The following is a 26616-nucleotide window of genomic DNA, read 5'->3' on the forward strand; positions in this document are numbered from 1 at the left end:
AGCCCATGCATCCAGCCAAACATCCGGGACGTGCGCGCGCTGGCCCGCGAATGTATTGACTAGTTCTATTCATGAAGCCAGGATGTGAATATCAACCTCAACAGTTCGCAGTCACAGTCCGCTGGGAGGCAGACCATGTCAGGACCCCGCCCCGTCCGAGCGCCGCGCGGTACGGAACTGAGTGCCCTGGGATGGCAGCAGGAAGCCGCCCTGCGGATGCTGCAGAACAACCTCGACCCCGAGGTCGCCGAGCACCCCGAGAAGCTCGTCGTCTACGGCGGCACCGGCAAGGCCGCCCGCGACTGGCGCTCCTTCGACGCCATGGTGCGCACGCTGAAGGGCCTGAAGCAGGACGAGACGATGCTCGTCCAGTCCGGTCGCCCCGTCGGCGTCATGCAGACCCACGAATGGGCTCCGCGGGTCCTCATCGCCAACTCCAACCTCGTCGGCGACTGGGCCAACTGGGAGGAGTTCCGTCGCCTGGAGGCCCTCGGCCTCACCATGTACGGCCAGATGACGGCCGGCTCCTGGATCTACATCGGCACCCAGGGCATCCTCCAGGGCACCTACGAGACCTTCGCCGCCGTCGCCGCGAAGCTGCATTCGATCGGCAAAGGGGTCGACGGCACCCTCGCCGGGACGATCACCCTCACCGCCGGGCTCGGCGGCATGGGCGGTGCCCAGCCGCTCGCCGTCACCATGAACGACGGCGTCGCGATCTGCATCGACTGCGACCCCCGCGCCATCGAACGGCGCATCGAGCACCGCTACCTGGACGTGAAGGCCGACTCGCTCGACCACGCGTTGCAGCTGGCCGTAGAGGCCCGTGACGCCCGCCGTCCCCTCTCCATCGGCGTCCTCGGCAACGCGGCGGAACTGCTCCCGCAGCTCCTCGCCATGGGTGCCCCCATCGACATCGTCACCGACCAGACCTCGGCGCACGACCCGCTGGCGTACCTGCCGCTGGGCGTCGACTTCGACGACATGGCGGACGCCGCCGCCAAGGACCCGGCGGGCTTCACCACCAAGGCCCGCGAGTCGATGGCCCGGCACGTCGAGGCCATGGTCGGCTTCATGGACGCCGGCGCCGAGGTCTTCGACTACGGCAACTCGATCCGAGGTGAGGCCCAACTCGCCGGGTACGAGCGGGCGTTCGCCTTCCCCGGCTTCGTGCCGGCCTACATCCGCCCTCTGTTCTGCGAGGGCAAGGGCCCCTTCCGCTGGGCCGCCCTGTCCGGCGACCCCGCCGACATCGCCAAGACCGACAAGGCGATCCTCGACCTCTTCCCGGAGAACGAGTCCCTCGCGCGCTGGATCAAGATGGCCGGTGAGCGGGTGCACTTCCAGGGCCTGCCCGCGCGTATCTGCTGGCTCGGCTACGGCGAGCGGGACAAGGCCGGCGAGCGCTTCAACGACATGGTGGCGAGTGGTGAGCTGGCCGCGCCGCTGGCGATCGGCCGCGACCACCTGGACTGCGGGTCGGTGGCCTCGCCCTACCGTGAGACCGAGTCCATGCTGGACGGCTCGGACGCGATCGCCGACTGGCCGCTGCTGAACGCCATGGTGAACGTGGCTTCGGGTGCCTCCTGGGTCTCCCTGCACCACGGTGGTGGCGTCGGGATGGGGCGGTCCATCCACGCCGGGCAGGTGACGGTGGCCGACGGCACGAAGCTCGGCGGCGAGAAGATTCGCCGGGTGCTGACGAACGACCCCGGCATGGGCGTCATCCGGCACGTCGACGCCGGCTACGACATCGCGGAGTCCGTCGCCGACGAGCGGGGCGTGCGGGTGCCGATGCGCGAGGGTGACGACGCGTGACCCTTCCGGGAGATGAGCGGGGTGGCAACCGCCCGGTGGGGGCTGAGGTCCCGTCGCCGGGCGCGGGTCCGGCTGTGCCCACCCGTTCCGCCCTGCGGAACGACTGCCCACAGCCTGTCGCGGGCGGCGGCTCACAGCCTGGTGTGGGTGGTGGCTCCTTTCAGCAGATGTGGCGCGAGTTGCTGCCCGTCGGTCGGCACCCCGGCTCCCAGGGCTACCGTCGCTTCGCCTGGACCGGTGCCGATCTCGAATGCCGGGCCTGGTTCAAGGAGCAGGCCGAGGGGCGCGGGCTGGCCTACGAGGTCGACCGGAACGGGAACCAGTGGGCCTGGCTCGGGGACCCCGCCGCCGGGGACGCCGTCGTCACCGGGTCGCATCTGGACTCCGTGCCGGACGGGGGCGCCTTCGACGGCCCCTTGGGTGTCGTGTCGTCCTTTGCCGCGCTCGACGAACTGCGCGGCAGGGGCGTGGACTTCGCCAAGCCCCTCGCCATCGTCAACTTCGGCGACGAGGAGGGCGCCCGGTTCGGGCTCGCCTGTGTCGGGTCGCGGCTCACCGCGGGGCAGCTCACGGTCGAGGGCGCCCACAAGCTGACCGACGGGGACGGGGTCAGCCTGCCCCGGGCCATGGAAGCGGCCGGGTACGACCCCGACGCCATCGGCGCCGACCCGGAGCGGCTCGGCCGGATCGGCGCGTTCGTCGAGCTGCATGTCGAGCAGGGCCGGGCGCTGGACCTGTCCGGCGACCGGGTCGGCATCGCCAGCGCCATCTGGCCGCACGGCCGGTGGCGGTTCGACTTCCGGGGCGAGGCCAACCACGCGGGCACCACTCGGCTGGTGGACCGGCGTGACCCCATGCTGTCGTATGCCGAGACCGTGCTCGCCGCCCGCCGGGAGGCGCAGCTCGCCGGTGCCGTCGCCACCTTCGGCAAGATCGCCGTCGAGCCCAACGGCGTCAACGCCATCCCCTCCCTGGTGCGCGGCTGGCTCGACTCCCGTGCCGAGGACCAGGCGAGCCTCGACCGCGTCGTCGGCGGCATCGAGCAGGCGGCCCGGGAGTACGCGGCAGCACACGGCATCGACCTCGACATCGTCCGCGAGTCCTTCACGCCCGTCGTCGAGTTCGACCACGCCCTGCGCGACGAACTGGCCCGCATCCTCGGCAAGCACACCGACATCACCGTCCCCGTCCTGGGTACGGGTGCCGGACACGACGCCGGAATCCTGTCCGGGACCATCCCGACCGCCATGCTGTTCGTACGCAACCCCACGGGCGTCTCGCACTCCCCGGCCGAGTTCGCCGCCGAGGACGACTGCGTGGCCGGAGTGACCGCCCTCGCCGACGTACTGGAAGGACTGGCCTGCACGTGACGCCCACCCAGCGGACCCGTACGTACTGGCTGGAGCACGCCTGGCTCGGCACCCACGTCGAGCCGGGCGTGGCCCTGGACGTCCAGGACGGCCGTATCACCGCCGTCCGGACCGACGTCCCGACCCCGCCGCCCGGCGCCGAGGTCCTGCGCGGCCTGACGCTCCCCGGCCTGGCGAACGCGCACAGCCACGCCTTCCACCGCGCCCTGCGCTCCACCGTCCAGGTCGGCTCCGGCACCTTCTGGACCTGGCGCGAGGTCATGTACGCCACGGCCGACCGGCTGACCCCGGAGAACTACCGGGATCTGGCCCGCGCGGTGTACGCGGAGATGGCGCTGGCCGGCGTCACGAGCGTCGGTGAGTTCCACTACGTGCACCACGCCCCCGGCGGCACCCCCTACGCCGACCCCAACGCGATGGGCGAGGCCCTCATCGAGGCCGCCGCCGACGCCGGCATCCGTATCACCCTCCTCGACACCGCCTATCTCTCCTCCGGCTTCGGGCAGGCCCCCGACAAGCACCAGCTCCGCTTCTCCGACGGCAGCGCGGACGCCTGGGCCGAACGCTGTTCAGTTCTCAAGGACCGGGATCACGCACGGATCGGGGCGGCGATCCACTCCGTACGGGCCGTGCCCGCCGATCAGTTGGCGACCGTGGCGCGGTGGGCCGAGGAGCGGCGGGCCCCGCTCCATGTGCACCTGTCCGAGCAGACCGCCGAGAACGACGCCTGCCGGGAAGCCCACGGCTGCACGCCCACCCGGCTGCTCGCCGAGCACGGAGTCCTCGGGCGGCGCACCACCGGTGTCCACAACACCCACCTCACCGACGAGGACATCGCCCTCATCGGCGGCAGCGGCACCGGCACCTGCATGTGCCCGACGACCGAACGGGACCTGGCGGACGGCATCGGACCCGCCGTAGCCCTCCAGAAGGCCGGTTCCCCGCTCTCCCTCGGCTCCGACAGCCACGCCGTGATCGACCTGCTCGAAGAGGCACGCGCGATGGAGCTGAACGAGCGCCTGCGCAGCCGTACCCGAGGTCACTGGACGGCGGCGGCCCTCCTGCGGGCGGCCTCGGCCGACGGCCACGCGGCCCTCGGCTGGGACGGCGCGGGCACCCTGGAGCCCGGCGCGTTCGCCGACTTCACGACGATCGCGCTCGACTCGGTCAGGACGGCAGGGCCGCTTCCGCGGCTCGGGGCCGAGACGGCCGTATTCGCTGCGTCGGCAGCAGACGTGTCGCATACGGTCGTGGGTGGTCGGCACGTCGTACGGGACGGGGTCCACGCCCTCGTGCCGGATGTGCCGAAAGCCCTCGCGGACGCCGTCGAAGCCCTGCGCGGATGACCGCGGGCCGCCCACCCGCGCGGCCCGCCTCCGCCCCCGAACCCGACCCCACCGCCGACCAGGCCACCAAGGACGCCATGAGCAACGCGACGAACGTCAGCCCCGCCCACTCCGCGAGCACCGCAAGCACGCTCATCACCAACATCGCCGCCCTGGTCACCAACAACCCCTCCCTCGGTGACGGATCCCCCCTCGGACTGATCCAGGACGCGGCCGTCGTCATCGAGAGCGACCGCGTCGTGTGGACCGGTGATCAAAGCAAAGCACCCGCCACTGACAATCGGGTCGACGCGGGCGGCCGGGCGGTCATCCCGGGCTTCGTCGACTCCCACTCCCACCTCGTCTTCGCGGGCGACCGGACGCAGGAGTTCAACGCCCGTATGTCGGGGCGCCAGTACAGCGCGGGTGGCATCCGTACGACCGTCGCGGCCACACGGGCGGCGAGCGACGAGGAACTCGAGGCCAACCTCACCCGTTACCTCCGCGAGGCGCTGCACCAGGGCACCACCACCTTCGAGACCAAGTCCGGCTACGGCCTGACCGTCGAGGACGAGGCCAGGGCCCTGCGCATCGCCGCCGCCCACACCGACGAGGTCACCTACCTCGGCGCCCACATCGTCTCCCCGGACCACGCCGACGACCCGGCGTCGTACGTCGCCCTCGTTACCGGCGAGATGCTCGACGCCTGTGCCCCGTACGCCCGTTGGATCGACGTCTTCTGCGAGAAGGGCGCCTTCGACGGCGACCAGGCCCGCGCGATCCTCACCGCGGGCAAGGCCAGGGGCCTGCACCCCCGCATCCACGCCAACCAGCTCTCCTACGGCCCCGGCGTCCAGCTCGCCGTCGAACTCGACGCCGCCTCCGCCGACCACTGCACCCACCTGACGGACGACGACGTGGACGCGCTCGCGAACAGCGACACCGTCGCCACGCTCCTCCCCGGCGCCGAGTTCTCCACCCGCGCCGAGTGGCCGAACGCCCGCCGCCTCCTCGACGCGGGCGCCACCGTCGCCCTCTCCACCGACTGCAACCCGGGCTCGTCCTTCACCTCCTCCGTCCCCTTCTGCATCGCGCTCGCGGTACGGGACATGGGGATGACCCCGGACGAGGCGCTCTGGTCGGCCACGGCCGGCGGCGCGGCGGCCCTGCGCCGCGACGACATCGGCCGCCTCACCCCGGGCGCCCGCGCGGACCTGCTCCTCCTCGACGCACCGAGCCATGTACACCTGGCCTACCGGCCGGGGGTGCCGCTGGTCAGCGAGGTGTGGCGGCGGGGAGTGCGGGTCGTCTGATCAGGACGCCCCCGCCCGCCACCGCTGATCCCCCCGCCCCGCCTCCCTCACCAGGGACAGCGATCTGTCCCCGTTCGGGGTCACCGCGTGGTCCGGGGCGATCTCAGGGCGGATCACCCCGCTGGAGTCCACCGCGAACCTCAGGTTCCGGCCGTTGTACCCGTACACCGAGCCGCACTCCCAGATGCCGATGCCCCGGTCCACGGAGCCCCGGCTGTCCAGGCAGTAGTCGGGGTAGGCGTACGACTGCAGCACGCCGCGTTCGGAGTCGACCCGCCACCGTTGGTCGCGCGCGGACGTGCAGGTGGCCGTGACGACGTCGGTGCCGTTGTACGGGGCGCCGTCGATGTCCAGGCACAGCCCGGTGGCGACGCTCACGACCTGGGCGTAGGTGCCGTTCGGCGGGTGAACGGGGGAGGGGGTCGGCTTCGGGCGGGCAGTCTTCGGGGGTTGCGAACTCCTCGTAGGAGAAGGCGACTTGGATGTCAGCGACGGAGACGGTGAAGCTGAAGGTGAAGGCGAAGGCGAAGAGGCCGACGGCGTGACCGACACCGTGGCCGTCACCGTCACGGCCACCGGCGGCACGCTCACCGCGGTGCCGACCGAACCCACCGGATCCTGCGCCGGCGATCCGCCCCGCGCCACCAGGAACGCCACCAGCGGCAGCAACGCCACCCCGAGAGCCGCCGACACCAGCACGACCCGGCGGCCGTCCTGCAGCCGTCGTGGCCATCTCCGCTCCGGCCAACCCCCCTTCGCGGCAATGCCGGCGGCCACCCGCTCTCCCGAACCCTTGGCCGCATACGCCGTCCCGCCCCATGGCAGCAGCCCCTCCGCCAGCGCCGCGCGCGGGGCGTCGCGCAGCGCCGACAGCTCCTCGTACGCCGTCGCGCAGTGCGGGCAGCGCGCCATGTGGGCGCGCAGGTCGGCGCTGTCGCGGGGACTGTCCGGCCGTACGGACTCCTCGATGAGACGGCCGAAGTCCGAGCAGTCGGGGTCGTCGGAGGCGGCGAGGCGGGCGCGCAGGCAGGATCGGGCCAGCTGCTGGAGCGCCGGGTCCGTGCCGTAGGTGACGTCCTCGCGGGTGAGGCCGAGGAGAGCGGCCGTCCGGTCCACCGGCTCCCGCTCCACGACCCCGTACCAGATCAGGCCCTGGGGGCGGGAGGGCAGGGACTGGAACGCCGTGAGCATGGTCGGGACCGGACCGGAGGGCCCCGCGGTGTTCAGGACGAGCAGCAGCCCCGCGTCCAGGCCCGCCGCCCGCTCGTCCATGGCCCAGGTGCCGGCCGAGCGCGCGGTCAGCAGCAGGAGTTGGTGGCGCCAGGGGAGCCCGGGGTCGATGCCGCGTGCCGTCTGGCGGGCCGCGAGGGTGAACGCTTGGGCGGCCAACTGCCGTGCCATGGACTCGTTCGGGGTGCACAGGCGGGCGTAGGCGAGGACGGGCGTGTGATGGCGGGCGCGGAGCTCCTGGAGCGCCGGATACGCGGCGGCCGTGTCGGCGCGCAGCAGTTCGGTGAGCCGTGCGTCGGACGCACCCGTGTGGATCCCACGGTCCCGGTCTCCACCGTCGTCGGCCCGAGCCATCCGCCTGCCTCCTTGCAGCCGTGCGCCCGCCGGAGACCTGACCTACCGGCGGGTATGACGGCTCATAGTGGAGGAAGGGGGGCCATGGGGAAAGGGTTTCTGTGGGTAACCCGTGAGGCGCGGGTGATCCGCGTACGCGTCGCCGACCGGCTGTGGACCCACCCGTGGGTACCCCGTGTGTACCCCGGCCCGAACGCACCTGTGCCCGGTGTCCGGCCGACATGTTCGGCGGGGCACCGGGCACAGCGCAGGTCAGCGTGTGGGAGACGCCGATCCTCGGGTGGTCACTCCTCGACCGTCAGCCCCTTGCGGAGCCGGATCAACGTCCGCGACAACAGCCGGGACACATGCATCTGCGAGATGCCGAGCTCCTCGCCGATCTCCGACTGGGTCAGGCCCGCGACGAATCTCAGGGAGAGGATCTTCCGGTCCCGGGGCGGGAGTTCGGCGATGAGCGGCTTCAGGGACTCGACGTACTCGATGCCTTCGATCCCGTGGTCCTCGTAACCGATCCGGTCGGCCAGCGCGCCCTCGGCGTCGTCCTCCTCGGGCTGGGCGTCCAGCGACGAGGCGGTGTACGCGTTCGACGCCGCCATGCCCTCGACGACCTCGTCCTTGGTCAGCCCGAGACGCTCCGCCAGCTCGGCCACCGTCGGGGCGCGGTCCAGCTTCTGGGCCAGCTCGTCACCGGCCTTGGCCAGGTCGAGCCGGAGTTCCTGAAGTCGGCGCGGCACCCGTACCGACCACGACGTGTCGCGGAAGAAGCGCTTGATCTCGCCGATGATGGTCGGCATCGCGAAGGTGGGGAACTCGACTCCGCGGCTGAGCTCGAAGCGGTCGATCGCCTTGATCAGGCCGATGGTGCCGACCTGGATGATGTCCTCCATCGGCTCGCTGCGGGAGCGGAAGCGGGAGGCGGCGAACTTGACCAGCGCGAGGTTGAGTTCGACGAGCGTGTTGCGGACGTACGAGTATTCGTGGGTCCCTTCCTCCAGCGACTCCAGCCGCTCGAAGAGGGTCTTGGAAAGGGCCCGTGCGTCCACCGGCCCCACCTCGTCGTAAGGGGGGATGTCCGGAAGCCCGGCGAGCGCGTCGTCCTGACCGAACTCCTGGCCGAAGCCGGGTTCGGAACGTACGTCGCTGTTCAGCTCGATGGGATCCAGATGTTCCGGTGGGGGTGCCGACGTCGCGCCGTGGGTATGCGATGCGTCGAGCCGGGGTGACATGATGTCCTCCATCGTTCTCGGCATATGGCTGCCGAAGCCTGTGCGTGCACTGCGGTGTGCGGCGCCTCCAAAGCCGGCCGAGTTCGGTTACGTGTCTCTACTAGCCCTACCGGTTTTCGTGAGCCCACCGCAAGTGCGCTCTGGTCCGAAATGTCCGATTCTGGGTGGATGTTCGGGTGTTGGGGGGCGTGGGGAGGGCGTAGTGTTCGAGAGCGTCATTCAGCAGCCACGACGTCGGGAGTGAGACACGGCATGGACCGCGGGACGGTCGGCAGCGCACAGTCTGGCCGACTTCTGGTCGAGGTGCGGGAAGAGGGCTCCAGTGCCGTCGTGACCCCGGCGGGTGAGTTGGATCACCACACCGCCGATCTGTTGCGTGAGCCACTCGATGACTGCCTTGAGAAGGGCTTCAGTCGGCTGGTCGTCGACTGCTCGCGGCTTGAGTTCTGTGACTCCACGGGGCTGAACGTGCTGCTCGGGGCCCGGCTGAAGGCGGAGGCCGCCGGTGGCGGGGTGCATCTCGCGGGCATGCTGCCCGTGGTCGCGCGCGTGTTCGAGATCACGGGTGCCGAGGCGGTCTTCACCGTCCACGACTCGCTCGACGACGCCCTGGCCGACGAGGCCGACGGATCGGGTTGACCCCTCGCGTCCGGCACTGCATCAGACGTCACATCATTCGTGCCGAATACAGGGGTGTTCCCTCGGCCCGCTCGGGCAGGAGACATCCTGAAACCAGTCGGCTGTGATGTCGGCCACCGCGGGGCGGGGGCCTGTGACCGACGTATCGGGCAAGGATTGTGTACTGGCGTACTGACTCTGCGTACTGACTTCTGAATCGTGTGAACGTTGAACTGGTGAATCGGTGAGGTGAAGCGCTGATGAGCACCACCCGGCCTTTCTCGCCGGGCGACCGCGGCCCTGAGCCCAGCGGCGCTTCCGGGGTGCCCGAGGGGGACGCGCCGGCCACGGGGGGCTCCGACGAGGGCGCTCCGGCGGCGGGAACGCCCGACGGGGGCGCCGTGCCCTCCCTGCGGCCCGGGACGCCCGAGGCGTCCGAGGCGTCCGTCCAGGCGGCCGCGGGGCGTCAGGTCCGTCGGCTGGACTTCGGTGACCAGAGCGGGGTCGTCCCGCTCGCCCGTGACTTCGCCCGCCAGGCGCTGTACGCGTGGGGCTGGCTGCCCGCCGCCACCGCCGACCAGCGGGCCGCGGCCGAGGACGTGCTGCTCGTCGTCTCGGAGCTGGTCACCAACGCGTGTCTGCACGCCGAGGGGCCGGACGAGCTGTGGATCGCCTGCGACAACAAGGTGATCCGGATCGAGGTCTCCGACAAGGGCACGGGCCAGCCGGCCCCCCGCACCCCGCACCGCGCGGGCCGCCCCGGCGGCCACGGCATGTTCATCGTGCAGCGGCTCTGCCTGGACTGGGGCGTCATGCGGACGCCGGGCGTCGCGGGCAAGACGGTGTGGGCGGAGCTGGGCGCACCGGCGTAGGGCGCCCGTCCGGCCGTACGGGGAGAAAATTCGTTTCCGCGGCGCCGAGGTGCCGCTCTACGCTCCCTGCAACGCGCTGACGGAGACGAGTAGCCCGGGTCCGCGAGCCGAGAGAGCCGCCCCTCGCTGTGAAGGCGGCCTCGCGACCCTGGTGAATCCACTCCCGAGTGCGGGGAGGAAATGCCCCGCCGGCCGGCCCCCGTCATCGGGCCCGAACGAGTCCGTCGTACGGCCACGCAGTCGGCGTACGACGGTGAAGGCGTGGTGGCACCGCGAGCACCCTCTCGCCCACGCCCCGAGGGATCACCCCGGGGCGGCGCGTGCCGCACCGGCCGACCGGACGGAGCGTGCACCATGCTCGACGTCACCCTCATCCGAAACCGTCCCGACCAGGTCCGCGACGCCCTGCGCAAGCGCGCCGTCGACCCCGACATCCCCGGCTTCCTCACCCTCGACACCGCCTTCCGCGAGGCCCGCACGGCCGTGGAGCGGCTGCGCGGCGAGCGGCGGCGCATCTCGGCGGAGATCGCCGTACGGCGCCGGGAGGGCGCCGAGGCCGACGCACTCCAGGCCACCGCCAAGGCCCTGACCGGCGAACTCGCCGACGCGGAGGCCCGCCTCGCCGAACTGGCCGGTCGCCACCAGGAGTTCCTCGACGCCCTGCCCAACCTCCCGGACGACGACGTGGCGGCGGGTGGCAAGGAGAACAACGAGGTCGTACGGGCCGTAGGGGCCCCGCCCGCCTTCGGGTTCCCGGCCCGGGACCATGTGGAGCTCACCGAGGACCTCGGCCTCGTCGACCACAGGCGGGGCGCGGCCCTCGCCGGCAGCGGCTACTGGATCTACCGGGGCGAGGGCGCCGCGCTGGAGTGGGCGCTGCTCAACCACTTCCTCGACGCGCACCGCCGGGCGGGGTACGAGTTCGTGCTGCCGCCGCATCTGCTGACGTACGAGGCGGGATACACGGCCGGGCAGTTCCCCAAGTTCGCCGACGAGGTCTTCCGCGTCGACGGGCACTTCCTGCTGCCCACGGCCGAGACCGCCCTGGTCAACCTCCATCGTGGCGAGACGCTCGACGAGCGGGATCTGCCGCGCCGGTACGTCGCCTACACGCCCTGTTACCGCAGGGAGAGCGGCAGCCACCGGACGGCGGACCGCGGGACGCTGCGCGGCCACCAGTTCAACAAGGTCGAGCTGTTCCAGTTCGCCCGGCCCGGGGGCTCGGACGCCGCGCATCTCGAACTCCTCGCGCGGGCGGAGGAGTTGGTCGCCGGTCTCGGCCTGCACTACCGGGTCACCAAGCTGGCCGCCGGGGACATCAGCCCCGCCCAGGCCAAGACCTACGACGTGGAGGTGTGGCTGCCCAGCCTGGGCGGGTATGCCGAGGTCAGCTCGGTGTCGAACGCCCGGGAGTACCAGGCGCGGCGCGGTGGCATCCGGTACCGCCCGGCCGGCGGCGGCAGGTCGGCGTACGTGCACACCCTCAACGCCTCGGGCCTCGCCACCAGCCGGCTGCTGCCCGCGATCCTGGAGCAGCACCAGCGGGCCGACGGGACGGTGGCCGTGCCCGAGGTGCTGCGGCGCTGGGGGCTGCCCGAAGTGCTGCGCCCGCGGGCGACGTCGGCCTGATCCCGGGTTACCGAGGGTCACTCTCTCCACCCGAACCCCCTCACGCGCACGCCGGATCGCCACAACTCCGGCGTGCGCCGTGTCTTCCTTCCTCAAGGCCCCGGGCGTACCTTGACGGCCGATCTGATATGCCGTCAGGAATTCCGTGAGGAACGAGGGGACCGTGTCGAAGCAGAAGCGAACCGCCGCGCTCGCGACCGCCGCGGCCCTGGCCGGCTCGGCGGTGCTGATGGCCGCCCCCGCGGCCAGCGCCGAGGTCGTCGACGTCAACTACGCCTGCAAGACGCCGATCGGCGACAAGAGCGCCGTCTCGCCCATCGACATCAAGGGCGTCAAGAGCGGCAGCGGCTACAAGGTCACCATGTCGTGGCAGAAGGGCGTCTCGTCCAGCCCCGTCGAACTGGGCAAGGGCGCGATGAACCCGAGCGCCACCATCAAGCTGGGCGGCGCCGACAGCGGCACCCTGGCGGTGACCGGCCCGGCCAACCAGGAGGCGATCCCCGCCAACACCCCCATCAAGATCAACGACTTGACGGGCACGTACACCCCGAAGAAGACCGGCAAGGTCACCTTCACCGCGGGCGTGCTCACCATCAAGGCACTCGGTACGACGACCACCTGCACGCCCACCAACAGCCCCGGACCGTCCCTGACCCTCGACGTGACGGCGGCGGGCGGCGGCGGAGGCGGCAGCGGGGCCCAGGGCGGCTCCGGCTCCGGGTCCGAGCTCCCGCAGACCGGTCCCGAGGACTCGGCGATCGCCCTGGGCACTCTCGGCGGCACGGTGCTGCTCGCGGGAGCGGCGGGTGCGTTGTGGTTGACGCGACGGAATCAGGTCTGAGCGCTCCAGGTCCTCTTCCGTCTGCCCCACCGTTGGTTCGCTGGAGCCGCCCATGTCGTCAGCCGTCCGTGTCCTGTGTCTGTCCCTGCTCGTGCTGCTGGGCGCCGCCCCGGCCGCGAACGCCGCCGAAGGGTGGGCGCTCGCGCCTGCCGGTGGCGGGCGGCCGTCGTTCTACGGCGAGGGCGCGCCCGGGACGGTCCTTGAGGACGCGGTGTCCGTGACCAACCGGGGCGCCGTCCCGGTCACCGTTCGCCTGCGCGGTCCCGGCGTCACGCTCGCGGACGGCACCCTGCGTGTGCCCGGCCGCACTCGCGCCGACATCCCCTTCACGGTGACCGTGCCGGCCGCCGACCGCACCGTCGAGATCGTCGCCCGCGACGCGGACGACCGCGAGCGAAGCGTCCGGATCCGGCTCCGCGTCGTCCTCCCGGAGCTGTCCGCGCTGACCGTCGAGCACGTGGCGGTGCGCGGCGACCGTATCGCCTATGAGCTGGTCAACCGCGGTACGACGACCCTGGTGCCGAAACTGGCGGTCCGCGCCGACGGCCTCTTCGGCCGCCCTGTCCTCGACCGCGCCCCGCGCACCCTCCCCGTCGACCTGCCCCCGGGCAGCCGTACGAAGCTCACCGAGCCCTGGCCCGAGCGCCCCGCGCTCGACGCGGTCGATGTGCGGCTGACGGTGACGGCGGGTGGCGGGGCGAGCGACACGGCCCAGGTGTCGGTGCGGTTCGTGCCGTGGGGCGCGGTGGCGGGGGCCGCGGGGCTGCTCGCGGCGGTGGTCGCCGTCTTCGCCGTACGGCGTCGGAGGCGTCGTAGGCGTCGCAGGCCGTACGACGGAGAGGTGGCCGATGCCGAACGGCCCTTGGTGCAGGCCGAGTTGACGGGAGCGGGGACGTGAAGGGCTGGGTGCGGATTCCGGCGCTGGTGGCGGTACTGGCGATGCTGATGTCTCCGATGGCGTCGGCGGCCGACGCCCCGCCCACCGTCAAGCTGTCCAAGTCCCAAGCTGGCACCGGCGGTTCGATCACCGTGACCGGCGGTGGCTGGCGGGCGCGGGCCCTGCTGATGATCCTGATCTGCGGCCGGTCCGTGCCGTCGACCGGTGTGACCGGCGGCACCAACTCCTGTGCCAACGCGGACGGCAGGGCCGTGACGACGGACGCCGAGGGCCGCTTCAGCAGGAGGCTGCCGGTGGCCGAGCCGCCCGTGCCGTGTCCGTGTGTGGTGCATGTGGCGACGGTGACCGGGGCGAAGGCCGAGGCCGACGCGATCTTCCAGGTGGCCGGGCACGCGGTCGAGCCGCTGCCCGCGGAACCGGCGGGCGGACGCCTGTCGGTCCTCACGGACACCCGGCTGGACGGCTCCGGTGGCCTGCTCACCTGGTTCGGCGCCCCGCCGGCGCGGACGCTGGTCTTCACGGTCGGCAATGTCGGCACCTCGGCCGTGAAGAACCCGCTCTTCCAGGTCGGCACCTCCCACGGCGTGTTCGCGCCGCAGTGGCAGGAACAGCAGTGGCGCGGCACGATCCAGCCGGGCCGGAAGGCACGCATCGAGCTGCCGGTGGAACTCGCCGCCGGCGCGCACGGCGACTACACCGTCGCGCTGAAGTACGGCGGCAAGGTGATGGCCGAACAGCCCTGGGGCGTGGGCCGGCCCTGGGGCGTGACGCTGTTCTGGATCCTGGTCTGTCTGGTCGTACCGGCGGCGGTGTTCCGCGTCGGGATGGCGGTGGTGGACCGGGTACGGCCGCGGCAGTCGGCCCGCCGACGCGGTTTCCGGCTGCCCGAAGCGGCCCTGCGCCTCCCGGGGTTGAAGCCCCGGCAGGAGGCGAGGCACGCCCTCTCCTCCCCTCCCTCGACCCTGCCGTGGTTCACCCCGGACAACGACCCGGGCACGGCCGGTCGGCTCTCCGCACCGCACGACGACAGCCCTACGAGCCCTACCACCCCCACCAGGAAGGGACCCCCGTGAGCAAGCAAAGGAGAGTCACACCGGTACGCCCCCGGAGAGCGACCGCGGCGGGCGCCGCACTGATGCTGGGCGGCGCGGGTGTGCTGCTCGGCGTGGCCGCCGCTCCCGCGCAGGCGGCCGAGGTGGCGTACGCGACCGAGTGCATCCCGCCCGCCATCTCCGGGCTGCCGCCGGTCCAGGGCACGACCAAGGTGGAGATCACCGCGCCCGCGGAGGCGAAGGTCGGCGACGAGGTGGAGATCGTCTGGAAGTTCGTCCAGGCGGCGTCCAAGAACCCGAACATCCTCGACCTGGAGGCGAACACGGTCCAGCCGACGGGAACTCTGAAGGCGGCCGGCGCGCAGACGGCGGACATCGCCATGCAAGGGCCCCGGGAGAACCCGCCGATCCCCAAGAACACCGACATGAAGCTGTCCGACATGAAGGGCAAGCTGAAGCTGACGGCACCGGGCGAGGTGTCCCTGACGCCGGGCGCGTACAACATCAACGTCAACAAGCCGATCTCCACGGACACCAAGTGCTCGCCGAAGGAGACGGTCAAGCCGGCGGCGACGATCAAGGTGACGGACGGGAGCGGCAGCTCGGGCGGTACGACGGGTGGACAGCCGACGGTCGTCCCGACGCTGCCGACGAGCCTGCCCACGGGCGTGCCGACAAGCGTGCCGACGGGAACGGCCGGCCCGACGCCGAGTGAGAGCGAGACGGGCGGGGACGACGGCGGGACCAGCACCGGTGGCGGAACCGGGGGCGGGGACGGCGGCCAGACCGACTTCACGGGCAAGGAGGTCCAGGTCCCGTACGAGTGCAAGACACCCATCGGCGACAAGGAGGCGACCTCGCCGGTCCAGATCAACGCCAAGAAGGACGGCGGGAGCTTCGGCCTGACGGTCCAGTTCAAGAAGTCGGTGATGGACAGCCCCGCCGACATCCCCAAAGACTCGGTCAAGCCGTCGATGGAGGTAGCCCTGGGCGGCGCCGACAAGGGCACGGTCCATGTCGAGGGCCCGACCAACGCCGAGCCCATCAAATCGGGCGACCCCATCGAGATCCCGGACCTCAAGGGAACTTACAAGCCGGGCGCGAGCGGCGAGTCGACCCTCTCCCCGGGCGTCCTGACGATCGAGGCCCTGGGCACGACGACGACGTGCACGCCGGCGAAGACGGAGGTGTCCCTGACGCTGGACACGAGTGAGCAGGCCAGCGGGGCGTCCGGCGGCGGTTCGGCCGGCGGTTCGGCGGGAGGGTCCGCCGGCGGCTCGTCGACGGACGGCGGCCTGGCGGCGACGGGGGCGGAGGACCAGGGCTCGCTGAAGGCACTGGGCCTGGTCGCGGGAACGGCACTGCTGCTGGGCGGAGCGGTGTTCACGTTCATGCCTGGAAGGCGGGTCAGGTAACCCACCTCAGAGGCAGTCACAAAAGCGACGGGGCCGCTGAACCCCCTCGGATCCAGCGGCCCTGTCGGCTCAGGCACAGCGCTAGCGAACGTTGCCCATCAGCGCCCGGATCTTGCGGCCGGCCATCATGAAGGCCAGACCGGCGGCGACGGCGATGACGCCCCACATCGTGTAGTACACCGCGTCACCCAGCGGAGCGTTCAGCTTGGTGGTCCAGCCGTTGAGGGCGTTGCCCGTCGCGGTGGCCAGGAACCACAGACCCATGATCTGGCCCACGAACTGCTTCGGTGCCAGCTTCGTCGACAGGGACAGGCCCACCGGAGACAGGCACATCTCGCCGAGGGTCTGCGCCAGGTAGACGCTCAGCAGCCAGAAGACGGTGACCTTGCCCGTGTCGCTGTTCGCGGCGGCGGCGCCGGCCAGGCCCATGATGCCGAACGAGCCACCGATGAGAAGCATCGCCAGGGCGAACTTCATGGGCGTGCTGGGCTCACGGTTGCGCTGGGCCAGCCTCACCCACAGCGCGGCGAAGATCGGGGCGAGCACGATGACCATGGCCGGGTTCACCGACTGGTACCAGGACGCCGGGAACTCCCAGCCGCCGATCATGCGGTCGGTCTTGGTGTCCGCGAAGATCGTCAGCAGCGAACCGGACTGGTCGTAGATCATCCAGAACAGCACGGCGGTGGCGAAGAACCAGGCGAACGCCTGGATCTTCGGCTTGTCCTCCTTGGCGAGGGCCGGGTTCCGGTACATCGTCACGAAGTAGACGATCGGGACCACGATGCCGAGGACCGCGAGCACGTTGACGATGTGCTCTATGTCGTACGTGCCCAGCACGATGTCCAGGACCAGCGCGGCGACGGCGATGCCACCCCACAGCGCGACCTTGCGCAGCACGGCGCGCTTCTCCTCCGGGGAGGCCGGTGTGCCGGGCTGCTTGCCGATGTCGCCGAGGTGGCGGCCGCCGAGGACGTACTGGATCACGGCGAGGGTCATACCGACACCGGCGACACCGAAGCCGAGGTGCCAGTTGACGTTCTCGCCGAGGTAGCCGACGGCCAGCGGGGCGACCATGCCGCCGATGTTGATCGCCATGTAGAAGAGCGTGAAGCCGGCGTCGCGGCGGGCGCTGGGCAGGCCCTCGTAGAGACCGCCGACCATCGCGGAGATGTTCGGCTTCAGCAGACCGGTGCCGATCGCGATCAGGCCGAGACCGCAGAAGAAGGCGATGTCCGAGGGGATCGCCAGCGTGAAGTGGCCGGCGGCGATGACGATGCCGCCGACGAGCACGGCCTTGCGGGCACCCCAGAGGCGGTCGGCGACCCAGCCACCGGGCATGGCGGCCATGTACACGACCGCGTTGTAGACACCGTAGATCGAGGCGGCCAGGGCTTCCCGGTCCTCCAGGGGGCCGTCGAGGACGGCCGCGATCAGGTAGAGGGTGAGGATGGCGCGCATTCCGTACCAGGAGAAGCGCTCCCACATCTCGGTCATGAAGAGCGTGGCCATACCGCGGGGGTGGCCGAAGAAGGTCTTCTCGGAGCCGGGGGTGCCCGGGGAGGCCGAGTCCTTCGTCAGGCTGGACGCCATGGTCGATCCTTGCTGGTCGGGACGCGCATCGACGTAGAGCGGTCACGCGCCCGGTGGGGGGGAGCGGTCGGTTCCGGCGGGTTGGCCGCCCGGCCGCGTCTCATTCCTCGGATCCTCGATCCGCACACTGTCCGCACACAAAAGAGACCCTCGGCGTCAAGTGCGCCGAAGGTCCCCGCATTGCTACGGGCGTAGAGTCACCATACGTCAGGACACTGGTGGAAATGGAAGGACTTGAGACTCGGATCACAGGTGTCGAGGGAACCGCACACACCCTTTCCAAGGTCCTTTCCAGGATCGCACTTCGTAGGCATAGGTCTGTACCACAGGGCCGAAGGTAAGAGATCCGCCAACAGCTGGTAAGAATCAAGGCGCCCGATCACACCCCGGCTCTTGTCATGGGCGGACTACCATCAGGTCATGACCCGTGTACTGCTCGCCGAGGACGACGCGTCCATTTCGGAGCCGCTGGCCCGCGCACTGCGCCGGGAAGGGTACGAGGTCGAGGTGCGGGAGGACGGACCCACCGCACTCGACGCAGGAATGCAGGGCGGAATCGACCTGGTCGTGCTGGACCTCGGTCTCCCCGGCATGGACGGCCTGGAGGTGGCCCGCCGGCTGCGTGCCGAGGGCCACGCCGTGCCGGTCCTCATCCTGACCGCGCGCGCCGACGAGGTGGACACCGTCGTCGGACTGGACGCGGGCGCCGACGACTACGTCACCAAGCCCTTCCGGCTCGCCGAACTGCTCGCGCGGGTCCGGGCCCTGCTGCGGCGCGGTGCCGCCGAGCCCGCGCAGCCGCCCGCCACGCACGGCGTCCGGATCGACGTCGAGTCGCACCGTGCCTGGATGGGCGACGAGGAACTCCAGCTCACCGCCAAGGAGTTCGACCTGCTGCGGGTGCTCGTACGCGACGCCGGACGGGTCGTCACCCGGGACCAGCTGATGCGCGAGGTCTGGGACACGACCTGGTGGTCGTCGACCAAGACGCTCGACATGCACATCTCCTGGTTGCGCAAGAAGCTGGGCGACGACGCGGCGAACCCTCGCTACATCGCGACGGTGCGGGGTGTCGGCTTCCGCTTCGAGAAGAGCTGAGCGAAGAGCCGAGCGAACAGCCGAGCATCACGTCCGCACAGGTACGTGAGCCGTACAGACAGATAACAGGACATGCGCCGCCGACTGATTCAGTCCACCCTCGCCGTGGTTCTCGTCGTGATCGCCGTCTTCGGCGTGTCACTGGTGATCGTCGAAACACGGACGATCACCAGCACCGCCCAGGAGAGGGTGGACACCGAGGCGGTGCGGCTGGCCAGCATCGTGGACAGCCGCCTGCTCGGCGAGGAGACCGTGGACGCGGCGGTGCTGCGCGACCAGATCCAGGGGGATCGTTACGCCGAGATCCGGATCCCGGGCGAGCGGCTGATCGAGGTGGGCACCAAGCCCACCGGTGACGTCATCAGCGCCGAGGAGACGGGCGAGGAGGGCGAGACGGTCACCGTGCAGGAGCCGCGCTCGTCGGTCACGCGCGAGGTCGGCCGTACGTTGCTGATCATCGCGGCGGTGGCGTTGCTGGCGGTGATCGCGGCGGTCCTGCTGGCGGTGCGCCAGGCCAACCGGCTCGCCTCCCCGCTCACCGACCTGGCGGAGACGGCGGAACGCCTCGGCTCGGGCGACCCCCGCCCCCGGCACAAGCGGTACGGCGTCCACGAGCTGGACCGCGTCGCGGACGTCCTCGACTCCTCCGCCGAGCGCATCGCCCGCATGCTCACGGCGGAACGCCGCCTCGCCGCGGACGCCTCCCACCAGCTCCGCACCCCGCTCACGGCACTCTCCATGCGCCTGGAGGAGATCACCCTCACCGACGACCCCGAGACGGTGAAGGAAGAAGCGACGATCGCCCTGACCCAAGTGGAGCGCCTCACGGACGTGGTCGAACGCCTCCTCACCAACTCCCGCGACCCCCGCAACGGCTCCGCCGTCACCTTCGATCTCGACGAGGTCATCCAGCAGCAGCTGGCGGAGTGGCGCCCCGCGTACCGCAGCGCCGGACGCGCGATCGTCAGCTCGGGCAAGCGGCACCTGGAGGCCGTCGGCACCCCGGGCGCGGTCGCCCAGGTCCTCGCCGCCCTGATCGAGAACTCCCTCATGCACGGCGGCGGCACCGTGGCCCTGCGCACCCGCGTCACCGGCAACCAGGCGGTCATCGAGGTCACGGACGAGGGCCCCGGCATCCCGGCCGACCTGGGCGCCCGCATCTTCGAGCGAGCCATCAGCGGCCGCAACTCCACCGGCATCGGCCTCGCAGTCGCCCGCGACCTGGCGGAAGCGGACGGCGGCCGCCTGGAAATGCTCCAGACCAAGCCCCCGGTCCTGGCCCTGTTCCTCTCCCGCACACCCCCACCGAAACTGAGCCAGGAGTCGGGCCCGACGGTCAGGTAGCAGGACGGGCACGCGACCCAGGTCACTTCTCGACGCCGGTCCAGCATCTTCAGCCCGTCCGGCGTTTGAGGACGAGGCCCCTTAAGGGCCGATAGCGGGGTCTGGGGCGGCAGCCCCAGCGGGGTCGGAGGGGCGGGAGCCCCTTCAAGGGATGGGACGGGTAGGGGCGGCGGGGGCGAGAACCGCCCGGCTCAACCCACCCGCTGCCGAATCCGCGCCTTCTCAGCCTGCCCCCGCCGCTCCAGGAACGATTCCGCGTCGGCCACCGCCTCCTCGGCGGGCAGCGCACGGAACACCCACGTCCGGTACGACCAGAACCGGAACAGCGTCGCCACACCGATTCCGAGGAACTTGAAGACGTTGCTCTGCAACGGGCTGTCCCACCCGAAGCCGTACGTCGCCGCGTACAGCACACCGTTCTCGATCACGAGACCGACCACGCTGAACAGCAGGAACAGGCTCAGTTCCTTCGTACGGTGGCTCTTGTCGCGGTTCCGGTACGTGAAGTAGCGGTAGCCGACGTAGTTGGAGAAGGTCGCGACGACGGTCGCGATGACGCTCGCCCGTACCACCTGGAGATCGGTCACATGCCGTACCAGGTTGAACACGAGGAAGTTGACCAGGACCCCGGTCCCGCCCACCGCGCCGAACTTGGCCACCTCACGCATCAGCTGGTCGAAGCGCTGCCGGACGGCACTGCGAGATGCCGGAGGAGGCGCCGATTGAAGCCCCGAGGAACCACGTCCCATGGTCGTGAAGGCTCCTGTCGGTCGGTTTGTCGGTCGGTTTCGTCAACTCAGCCATGCTAACCACCCCCCTCGTCGATTGCCTGTGCGCAAGCTCATAGGCCGGAAAGAGACCGGGAAAACTCCGGTAAGAGGCCGGACGAAAAGCACGAAACCAGAGCCCGAAGGGCGCGAAACCAAAGCCCGAAGGGGCGCGGAACCAAGGCGGCGAAGGACGGAAAATCGGCCGCCGCGGCGTGGCCGATACGCTAGGGGCGTGACGTTCCCGGTAGTCGGCATGGTCGGCGGGGGCCAGCTCGCTCGTATGACACACGAGTCGGGCATCCCGTTGGGCATCAGGTTCAAGCTTCTCAGTGACACCCCTCAGGATTCCGCGGCGCAGGTCGTCAGCGATGTCGTCCTCGGCGACTATCGCGACCTCGACACGCTCCGCGAGTTCGCGAGGGGCTGCGATGTGATCACTTTCGATCACGAACATGTACCCACCGAGCACCTCAGGGCTCTGGAGGCGGACGGCATCCCCGTGCGCCCGGGCCCCGACGCGCTCGTGCACGCCCAGGACAAGGGGGTGATGCGAGCGAGGCTCGACGCGATCGGGGTGCCCTGCCCCCGGCACCGCATCGTGACCGATCCACAGGACGTGGCCGCCTTCGCGGCCGAGGGCCTTCCCGAAGGCGCCGAGGGCGACGGCTTCCCGGTCGTCCTCAAGACCGTCCGTGGCGGCTACGACGGCAAGGGCGTCTGGGTCGTCGACTCACCCGAGGAGGCCGAGGACCCGTTCCGCGCCGGCGTCCCGGTCCTCGCCGAGGAGAAGGTCGACTACGTCCGCGAACTCGCGGCGAACGTCGTCCGCTCCCCGCACGGCCAGGCCGTGGCCTACCCCGTGGTCGAGTCCCAGCAGGTCAACGGCGTCTGCGACACGGTCATCGCCCCCGCCCCCGACCTGGACGAGACCCTCGCGCTCAAGGCCGAGCAGCTCGCCCTGACGATCGCCAAGGAGCTGGACGTCGTCGGCCACCTCGCCGTGGAGCTGTTCCAGACCCGCGACGGCCGCATCCTCGTCAACGAGCTGGCGATGCGCCCGCACAACTCGGGCCACTGGACCCAGGACGGCGCCATAACCTCGCAGTTCGCCAACCACGTCCGGGCCGTCCTCGACCTCCCCCTCGGCGACCCGCGCCCGCGCGCCAAGTGGACGGTCATGGTCAACGTCCTCGGCGGCGACTACCCGGACATGTACTCCGCGTACCTGCACTGCATGGCCCGCGACCCGCAGCTCAAGATCCACATGTACGGCAAGGACGTGAAGCCCGGCCGCAAGGTGGGCCACGTCAACACCTACGGCGACGACCTGGACGACGTGCTGGAGCGCGCACGTCACGCAGCCGGCTACCTGAAGGGCACGATCACCGAATGAGTACCGCTGCCGGCCCCCTCGTGGGCATCGTCATGGGGTCGGACTCCGACTGGCCCGTCATGGAGGCCGCCGCGCAGGCCCTGGACGAGTTCGAGATCGCGTACGAGGTCGACGTCGTCTCCGCGCACCGTATGCCCCGCGAGATGGTCACGTACGGCGAGCAGGCGGCCGAGCGCGGCCTGAAGGTGATCATCGCCGGGGCCGGGGGCGCCGCCCACCTCCCCGGCATGCTCGCCTCGGTCACGCCGCTGCCGGTCATCGGCGTCCCGGTCCCGCTGAAGTACCTGGACGGCATGGACTCCCTGCTGTCCATCGTGCAGATGCCGGCCGGCGTCCCGGTCGCCACCGTCTCCGTCGCCGGCGCGCGCAACGCCGGTCTGCTCGCCGCCCGTATCCTCGCCGCCCACGACGAGGACCTGCTCCAGCGGATGCGCGACTTCCAGCAGGAGCTCAACGACCAGGCCACCGAGAAGGGCAAGCGGCTGCGCGCCAAGGTGGAGGGCGCGAGCGGCTTCGGCTTCGGCTCGGGGAAGTGACGACGATGACCTCCCTGGAGGAAGCCCGGGAACTCCTGCGCGAGTTCCCGGTCGTCGACGGTCACAACGACCTCCCGTGGGCCCTGCGCCAACAGGTCCGCTACGACCTCGACGCCCGCGACATCGCCACCGACCAGGTCGCCCACCTGCACACCGACATCCCGCGCCTGCGCGAGGGCGGCGTCGGCGCGCAGTACTGGTCGGTGTACGTCCGCTCGGACTACGCCGGCGACAAGGCGGTCAGCGCCACCCTCGAACAGATCGACTGCGTACGGCAGTTGCTGGCGCGCTACCCGGCCGACCTGCGCCCGGCGCTGACGGCGGCGGACATGGAGGCGGCGCGCGCGGAGGGCCGTATCGCCTCCCTGATCGGCGCGGAGGGCGGCCACTCCATCGCCGGCTCCCTCGCCACGTTGCGGGCGTTGTACGCGCTCGGGGTCCGCTACATGACGCTCACCCACAACGACAACATCGCGTGGGCCGACTCGGCGACGGACGAGCCCGGGGTGGGCGGCCTGTCCGCTTTCGGCCGCGAGGTCGTCCGGGAGATGAACCGCGTGGGCATGCTCGTCGACCTCTCGCACGTGGCGGCGACGACGATGCGCGACGCGCTGGACACCACGTCGGCCCCCGTGATCTTCTCCCACTCCTCCTCGCGCACGGTGTGCGACCACCCGCGCAACATCCCCGACGACGTCCTGGAACGCATTCCGGGCAACGGCGGCGTCGCGATGGTGACGTTCGTGCCGAAGTTCGTCCTGCGGGCGGCGGCCGACTGGACGGCCGAGGCCGACGCGAACATGCGTGCGCACGGCTTCCACCACCTCGACACGACCGCCGAGGCGATGAAGGTGCACCGCGCCTTCGAGGAGACCACCCCGCGCCCGGTCGCCACGGTGTCCACGGTCGCGGACCACCTGGACCACATGCGCGAGGTCGCCGGCATCGACCACCTCGGCATCGGCGGCGACTACGACGGCACGGCCTTCACCCCCGACGGCCTGAACGACGTCTCCGGCTACCCCAACCTGCTCGCCGAACTGCTGGACCGCGGCTGGTCCAAGCCCGACCTGGCCAAGCTGACCTGGAAGAACGCCGTGCGGGTGCTGGGGGCCGCCGAGGATGCGGCCCGCGACCTTCAGGCGACGCGCGGCCCGTCCAACGCGACGATCGAGGAGCTGGACGGGTAGCGGTCGGGGCAGGACTCAGGGCTGCCCGATGGGCTGCTCGATCCGGCAGAGGCAGAACGGATGCCCCGCCGGGTCGGCGTACACCCGGAAGTCCTCCTTGTCCTCCGCGTGCAGCAACCGCGCACCCAGCGCCAGCACCTTCTCCTGGGCGGCCTCGACCTCCTCCCAGGTGGCCCCGGCGTCGAAGTCGAGATGGAACTGCTGGGAGTTGCGGTCGGCCCGCGGCCACTCCGGCGGGGCGTGGCCGGGCGCCGGCTGGAAGGCGAGCCGCGGTCCGCCCGGCAGCCGGAGGACGACCCACGCGGGGTCGTCGTCCTCGGGCGTACCGCCGCCGACGCCGGCGTAGAAGCGGGCGAGGGCGCGCGGGTCGGGGCAGTCGATGACGACGGAACGCAGACGTGCCGCTGGAGCCATGGGTCCTCCCGGGATCAGGGCGTGATCGGCAGGCGCGGTCGGATCAGCCGGCGCACAGGCAGAACGGGTGCCCGGCCGGGTCCGCGTAAACCCTGAAGGTCCGCGAGCGGTCATCGGTCTCCAGCGGCTTCGCCCCGAGCGCCAGCACCTCCTTCTCGGCCGTGTCCAGGTCCTCGACGGTCAGGTCCAGATGGAACTGCTGCGAGTGCTCGGGCGAGGGCCACTGCGGCGGTACGTAACCGGGCGCGGCCTGGAACGCCAGCGCCGGCCCGCCGGGCACCTTCAGGTCCAGCCAGTCCCCCTCGTCCACGATGCTGCCGCCGAGCACGCGCGCGTAGAAGTCGGCGAGGGCGCGCGGGTCGGGACAGTCCAGGACGACGGCACCCACTGTGGCGATGGCCATGACTTCCTCCTCGAAGACTGGGTTTCCCGTTGCCGTTACTCATATATGCCAGCAACCGGTAACGCGGTTACCTCATGCTCTCGCATTGGGGGTAACCTCGCAAGGGGATTCGGTGAGCGAGGGATAGCGTTCAGCCATGAGTGAGAGATCGCCCGCACCCGGGGGCCTGGAGCTGGTCCAGTCCCTGGTCAACACGCTGGACATCGAGTCGGGCGCCGACTCGCTGGACACGGCGGAGGGCCGGGCGCGCTTCGGGCTGGCCGAGGAGGACATACCCGGCGCGCGGGAGCTGCGGGAGTCCCTGCGCGTGGCCCTCCTCGCCCACGCCGGCCATCCGCCGCACCGCACGGTGACCCCGCTCGGCGACCTGCTCGCGGCGAGCCCGCTGGTGGTGGCGGTCGACGCCGTCGACGGTTCGGCCACCCTCGCCCCCGCGGCGGCGGGCCCGCTCCTTTCCCGCGTGGCGACGGCCATCGCCCTGGCCCTCGTCGAGGGCACCTGGACCCGTCTCAAGGCCTGCGAGGCGGCCGACTGCCACTGGGCGTACTACGACCGCAGCCCGGCGGGGCGCGGCCGCTGGTGCTCGATGCAGGTGTGCGGGGCGCGCGCGAAGATGCGGCGCTATCGGGCCAAGTGAGCGGGCCGGCCGCCGACCGTCGCCGGGCGGGCCGCCGCCCAGGGGTTTCGAAAGCCCCGCACAGCACCCACGGCGTCCGGCACGCGCGGGCATCGCACGGGACTTTCGGAACACCCCCCTAGGGCCTGTATTGAGTTGCTCCGCGGCGTCGCGACGCCCGGCACGCACTCTCGGCGCACCGGCCAAATGCCCTAGTAGCTCCGCTACGAGGACATTCGTCCGGCACGCCGAGAGCACGCATCGAACGCCGCTCCTTCCTCCACGGAGCAACTCAATACAGGCCCTAGTCCCCCACCTCCTCGCGGGTCCGCGACGCCCGTGAGCCCACCAGCAGCAGGCACAGCACCGCGACGCCCGCGACGATCCCGGTCAGGACGAGCAAGGGGTCCAGCGGTCGGGCCGCCGCCGCGGTGACCTGGGTCTGTGGCATCGAGGCCGCCGTGGGCGTCGGTGACGGCGAGGCATGCCGCGCGGCCGCCGGGGCCGACGTGGAGGGCTTGGACGGGGCGGGCGAGGACGCCGGTGAGCGCGTCGCCGTCGTCGGGCTGGGGGCAGCCGCGTGATGACCCGCCGTATGGCTTCTGGAGGTCTGGTTCCCGGACGACTGGCTGCCGGAGTCCGCCCCGGCCCTCGAGTGGTCGTGCGTCGGCGCGGCCGCCGAGGTCGCCGGGGCTGCCGGCTGGACCATGATCCGGGCGGTCATGTTCGGGTGGACGGTGCAGTAGTAGGCGTACGCCCCCGGCGTGGTGAACGTGAAGCTCCAACTGCCGCCCTTGTTCAGCATGGGGGAGTGGAAGGCGGCCGGGCCGGAGCTGGTCTTCACGTCGTGCGGTGCGGTGTCCTGGTTGGTCCAGGTCACCGTGGAACCGGCGGTGACGGTCAGCGTCGCCGGGCTGAAGGCGTACCCGCTCATGGCCACCCGGTACGTCGCCGCAGCCGCCCGGCCGCCGGGCACCAGGAACAGCAGCCCGAGCAGGACGGACAGGGCGAGCACGGCCCCCTGGACCGGTCGCCGGGCCGCCCTCACGCGAACTCCCCGGCGACCAGCAGCCGCAGCCGGGTCGCCGGACGCAGCCGGCCGAACCTGAAGCCGGTCGCGCGCCGCAGCAGCCGGTACGGCAGCCGGGCCACACCCACGCCGAGCAGCCGGTCGTCGGCCCGCTCGACGACCCGCAGCCGCAGCAGCACGGGGAAGTCGATGCCGTCGATGTCGAGGTCGCCGGTCAGCTGGACGGTGCCGGCTGATGCGGGGGCGGGGGCGGGGGCGGGGGCGGGGG

Annotated in this window: 24 protein-coding genes and 1 pseudogene; 17 read left to right on the forward strand and 8 right to left on the reverse strand. The window is 71.2% G+C overall.

All coding sequences use genetic code 11. The features are described from left to right. The first annotated feature begins 135 nt into the window (after window positions 1-135). The 4 genes from hutU to hutI all read left to right on the forward strand — a co-directional run bounded on the left by hutU (window position 136) and on the right by hutI (window position 5826). Window positions 136-1818, forward strand: coding sequence for a urocanate hydratase (gene hutU / locus ADK36_RS18910; protein WP_048583154.1), 1683 nt, complete (start codon window positions 136-138; stop codon window positions 1816-1818). 167 nt (window positions 1819-1985) lie between these two features. Further along, window positions 1986-3188: an allantoate amidohydrolase gene (locus tag ADK36_RS18915; protein WP_107083776.1), complete on the forward strand. Its 1203-nt coding sequence runs from the start codon at window positions 1986-1988 to the stop codon at window positions 3186-3188. After that, the gene (locus ADK36_RS18920; RefSeq protein ID WP_053198348.1) at window positions 3185-4534 is read left to right on the forward strand and encodes a formimidoylglutamate deiminase; all 1350 of its coding nucleotides are present in this window, start codon (window positions 3185-3187) and stop codon (window positions 4532-4534) included. The genes ADK36_RS18915 and ADK36_RS18920 overlap by 4 nt, the downstream gene beginning before the upstream one ends. Then, on the forward strand, window positions 4531-5826 hold the full coding sequence (gene hutI, locus ADK36_RS18925; protein WP_048583156.1) for an imidazolonepropionase: 1296 nt from the start codon (window positions 4531-4533) through the stop codon (window positions 5824-5826). The genes ADK36_RS18920 and hutI overlap by 4 nt, the downstream gene beginning before the upstream one ends. Here the strand turns inward: hutI and ADK36_RS18930 are convergent, their stop codons facing one another. Beyond that, window positions 5827-7410: an RICIN domain-containing protein gene (locus ADK36_RS18930; RefSeq protein WP_053198350.1), complete on the reverse strand. Its 1584-nt coding sequence runs from the start codon at window positions 7408-7410 to the stop codon at window positions 5827-5829. A 284-nt stretch (window positions 7411-7694) separates the two neighbouring features. Beyond that, the gene (locus ADK36_RS18935) at window positions 7695-8648 is read right to left on the reverse strand and encodes an RNA polymerase sigma factor SigF (RefSeq protein WP_053198352.1); all 954 of its coding nucleotides are present in this window, start codon (window positions 8646-8648) and stop codon (window positions 7695-7697) included. A 240-nt stretch (window positions 8649-8888) separates the two neighbouring features. Between ADK36_RS18935 and ADK36_RS18940 the strand changes: the two genes are divergently transcribed. The 7 genes from ADK36_RS18940 to ADK36_RS18970 all read left to right on the forward strand — a co-directional run bounded on the left by ADK36_RS18940 (window position 8889) and on the right by ADK36_RS18970 (window position 15961). Then, entirely contained in the window at window positions 8889-9275 is a 387-nt protein-coding gene (locus ADK36_RS18940) for an STAS domain-containing protein (RefSeq protein WP_048583159.1), read from the forward strand. A gap of 239 nt (window positions 9276-9514) precedes the next feature. Further along, complete coding sequence (locus tag ADK36_RS18945; protein ID WP_048583160.1) at window positions 9515-10126, forward strand: ATP-binding protein; 612 nt, start codon at window positions 9515-9517, stop codon at window positions 10124-10126. Between the two features lie 354 nt (window positions 10127-10480). Then, window positions 10481-11755: a serine--tRNA ligase gene (gene serS / locus ADK36_RS18950; RefSeq protein WP_048583161.1), complete on the forward strand. Its 1275-nt coding sequence runs from the start codon at window positions 10481-10483 to the stop codon at window positions 11753-11755. 163 nt (window positions 11756-11918) lie between these two features. After that, window positions 11919-12596: an LPXTG cell wall anchor domain-containing protein gene (locus ADK36_RS18955; RefSeq protein WP_053198366.1), complete on the forward strand. Its 678-nt coding sequence runs from the start codon at window positions 11919-11921 to the stop codon at window positions 12594-12596. A 52-nt stretch (window positions 12597-12648) separates the two neighbouring features. Further along, window positions 12649-13494: a hypothetical protein gene (locus ADK36_RS18960; protein ID WP_053198354.1), complete on the forward strand. Its 846-nt coding sequence runs from the start codon at window positions 12649-12651 to the stop codon at window positions 13492-13494. Then, a complete protein-coding gene (locus ADK36_RS18965) occupies window positions 13491-14567 on the forward strand; it encodes a hypothetical protein (RefSeq protein ID WP_425315464.1) in 1077 nt (358 codons plus the stop codon). The genes ADK36_RS18960 and ADK36_RS18965 overlap by 4 nt, the downstream gene beginning before the upstream one ends. Before the next feature lie 62 nt (window positions 14568-14629). Beyond that, on the forward strand, window positions 14630-15961 hold the full coding sequence (locus ADK36_RS18970; RefSeq protein ID WP_053198356.1) for a hypothetical protein: 1332 nt from the start codon (window positions 14630-14632) through the stop codon (window positions 15959-15961). An 81-nt stretch (window positions 15962-16042) separates the two neighbouring features. Here the strand turns inward: ADK36_RS18970 and ADK36_RS18975 are convergent, their stop codons facing one another. Further along, window positions 16043-17554 (reverse strand): peptide MFS transporter, encoded by a 1512-nt coding sequence (locus ADK36_RS18975; protein WP_048583164.1) that lies wholly within the window; start codon window positions 17552-17554, stop codon window positions 16043-16045. 420 nt (window positions 17555-17974) lie between these two features. Here ADK36_RS18975 and ADK36_RS18980 point away from each other — a divergent pair, with 420 nt between their 5' ends. Beyond that, entirely contained in the window at window positions 17975-18652 is a 678-nt protein-coding gene (locus ADK36_RS18980) for a response regulator transcription factor (RefSeq protein ID WP_048583165.1), read from the forward strand. A 72-nt stretch (window positions 18653-18724) separates the two neighbouring features. Beyond that, the gene (locus ADK36_RS18985; protein ID WP_048583166.1) at window positions 18725-19996 is read left to right on the forward strand and encodes an ATP-binding protein; all 1272 of its coding nucleotides are present in this window, start codon (window positions 18725-18727) and stop codon (window positions 19994-19996) included. Window positions 19997-20187: 191 nt separating this feature from the next. Here ADK36_RS18985 and ADK36_RS18990 read toward each other — a convergent pair whose 3' ends face one another. Beyond that, entirely contained in the window at window positions 20188-20745 is a 558-nt protein-coding gene (locus ADK36_RS18990; RefSeq protein WP_048583167.1) for a GtrA family protein, read from the reverse strand. 253 nt (window positions 20746-20998) lie between these two features. On the opposite strand from ADK36_RS18990, the gene ADK36_RS18995 reads away from it, so the two are divergent. From ADK36_RS18995 to ADK36_RS19005, 3 genes are read left to right on the forward strand one after another with little or no spacing between them, the layout of a single operon-like run. Further along, window positions 20999-22159, forward strand: coding sequence for a 5-(carboxyamino)imidazole ribonucleotide synthase (locus ADK36_RS18995; protein ID WP_078916368.1), 1161 nt, complete (start codon window positions 20999-21001; stop codon window positions 22157-22159). Beyond that, window positions 22156-22695, forward strand: a complete 540-nt coding sequence (gene purE / locus ADK36_RS19000; RefSeq protein ID WP_199830208.1) for a 5-(carboxyamino)imidazole ribonucleotide mutase — start codon at window positions 22156-22158, stop codon at window positions 22693-22695. The genes ADK36_RS18995 and purE overlap by 4 nt, the downstream gene beginning before the upstream one ends. Window positions 22696-22700: 5 nt before the next feature. Further along, complete coding sequence (locus tag ADK36_RS19005) at window positions 22701-23885, forward strand: dipeptidase (RefSeq protein WP_053198369.1); 1185 nt, start codon at window positions 22701-22703, stop codon at window positions 23883-23885. 15 nt (window positions 23886-23900) lie between these two features. Here the strand turns inward: ADK36_RS19005 and ADK36_RS19010 are convergent, their stop codons facing one another. Together ADK36_RS19010 and ADK36_RS19015 are read right to left on the reverse strand one after the other, a co-directional pair. Then, entirely contained in the window at window positions 23901-24299 is a 399-nt protein-coding gene (locus tag ADK36_RS19010; RefSeq protein ID WP_048583169.1) for a VOC family protein, read from the reverse strand. 43 nt (window positions 24300-24342) lie between these two features. Continuing rightward, window positions 24343-24702 carry a VOC family protein gene (locus tag ADK36_RS19015; RefSeq protein WP_048583170.1) on the reverse strand — a complete coding sequence of 120 codons (360 nt, stop codon included), beginning with the start codon at window positions 24700-24702 and terminating at the stop codon, window positions 24343-24345. 136 nt (window positions 24703-24838) lie between these two features. Here ADK36_RS19015 and ADK36_RS19020 point away from each other — a divergent pair, with 136 nt between their 5' ends. Continuing rightward, window positions 24839-25339: a CGNR zinc finger domain-containing protein gene (locus ADK36_RS19020; RefSeq protein WP_048583171.1), complete on the forward strand. Its 501-nt coding sequence runs from the start codon at window positions 24839-24841 to the stop codon at window positions 25337-25339. 283 nt (window positions 25340-25622) lie between these two features. Here the strand turns inward: ADK36_RS19020 and ADK36_RS19025 are convergent, their stop codons facing one another. Both ADK36_RS19025 and ADK36_RS19030 read right to left on the reverse strand, forming a co-directional pair. After that, window positions 25623-26366 carry a cupredoxin domain-containing protein gene (locus tag ADK36_RS19025; RefSeq protein WP_063784515.1) on the reverse strand — a complete coding sequence of 248 codons (744 nt, stop codon included), beginning with the start codon at window positions 26364-26366 and terminating at the stop codon, window positions 25623-25625. After that, a pseudogene (locus tag ADK36_RS19030) lies at window positions 26363-26616 on the reverse strand (hypothetical protein); the annotation flags it as partial. The gene ADK36_RS19025 and the pseudogene ADK36_RS19030, both read right to left, overlap by 4 nt.

Source organism: Streptomyces viridochromogenes (assembly GCF_001270495.1).
Lineage (GTDB): Bacteria > Actinomycetota > Actinomycetes > Streptomycetales > Streptomycetaceae > Streptomyces > Streptomyces viridochromogenes_A.

Excerpts from the sequence above, each read along its gene's own strand:
- ADK36_RS18935 (WP_053198352.1), bottom strand. The coding sequence starts at position 8,648 with ATGGAGGACATCATGTCACCCCGGCTCGACGCATCGCATACCCACGGC.
- ADK36_RS19005 (WP_053198369.1), top strand. The coding sequence starts at position 22,701 with ATGACCTCCCTGGAGGAAGCCCGGGAACTCCTGCGCGAGTTCCCGGTC.
- ADK36_RS18960 (WP_053198354.1), top strand. The coding sequence starts at position 12,649 with ATGTCGTCAGCCGTCCGTGTCCTGTGTCTGTCCCTGCTCGTGCTGCTG.
- ADK36_RS18915 (WP_107083776.1), top strand. The coding sequence starts at position 1,986 with ATGTGGCGCGAGTTGCTGCCCGTCGGTCGGCACCCCGGCTCCCAGGGC.
- purE (WP_199830208.1), top strand. The coding sequence starts at position 22,156 with ATGAGTACCGCTGCCGGCCCCCTCGTGGGCATCGTCATGGGGTCGGAC.
- ADK36_RS19020 (WP_048583171.1), top strand. The coding sequence starts at position 24,839 with ATGAGTGAGAGATCGCCCGCACCCGGGGGCCTGGAGCTGGTCCAGTCC.
- ADK36_RS18990 (WP_048583167.1), bottom strand. The coding sequence starts at position 20,745 with ATGGGACGTGGTTCCTCGGGGCTTCAATCGGCGCCTCCTCCGGCATCT.
- ADK36_RS18940 (WP_048583159.1), top strand. The coding sequence starts at position 8,889 with ATGGACCGCGGGACGGTCGGCAGCGCACAGTCTGGCCGACTTCTGGTC.
- ADK36_RS18930 (WP_053198350.1), bottom strand. The coding sequence starts at position 7,410 with ATGGCTCGGGCCGACGACGGTGGAGACCGGGACCGTGGGATCCACACG.
- ADK36_RS18980 (WP_048583165.1), top strand. The coding sequence starts at position 17,975 with ATGACCCGTGTACTGCTCGCCGAGGACGACGCGTCCATTTCGGAGCCG.
- ADK36_RS18975 (WP_048583164.1), bottom strand. The coding sequence starts at position 17,554 with ATGGCGTCCAGCCTGACGAAGGACTCGGCCTCCCCGGGCACCCCCGGC.
- ADK36_RS18970 (WP_053198356.1), top strand. The coding sequence starts at position 14,630 with ATGCTGGGCGGCGCGGGTGTGCTGCTCGGCGTGGCCGCCGCTCCCGCG.
- hutI (WP_048583156.1), top strand. The coding sequence starts at position 4,531 with ATGACCGCGGGCCGCCCACCCGCGCGGCCCGCCTCCGCCCCCGAACCC.
- serS (WP_048583161.1), top strand. The coding sequence starts at position 10,481 with ATGCTCGACGTCACCCTCATCCGAAACCGTCCCGACCAGGTCCGCGAC.
- ADK36_RS18985 (WP_048583166.1), top strand. The coding sequence starts at position 18,725 with ATGCGCCGCCGACTGATTCAGTCCACCCTCGCCGTGGTTCTCGTCGTG.
- ADK36_RS18945 (WP_048583160.1), top strand. The coding sequence starts at position 9,515 with ATGAGCACCACCCGGCCTTTCTCGCCGGGCGACCGCGGCCCTGAGCCC.
- hutU (WP_048583154.1), top strand. The coding sequence starts at position 136 with ATGTCAGGACCCCGCCCCGTCCGAGCGCCGCGCGGTACGGAACTGAGT.
- ADK36_RS19010 (WP_048583169.1), bottom strand. The coding sequence starts at position 24,299 with ATGGCTCCAGCGGCACGTCTGCGTTCCGTCGTCATCGACTGCCCCGAC.
- ADK36_RS19015 (WP_048583170.1), bottom strand. The coding sequence starts at position 24,702 with ATGGCCATCGCCACAGTGGGTGCCGTCGTCCTGGACTGTCCCGACCCG.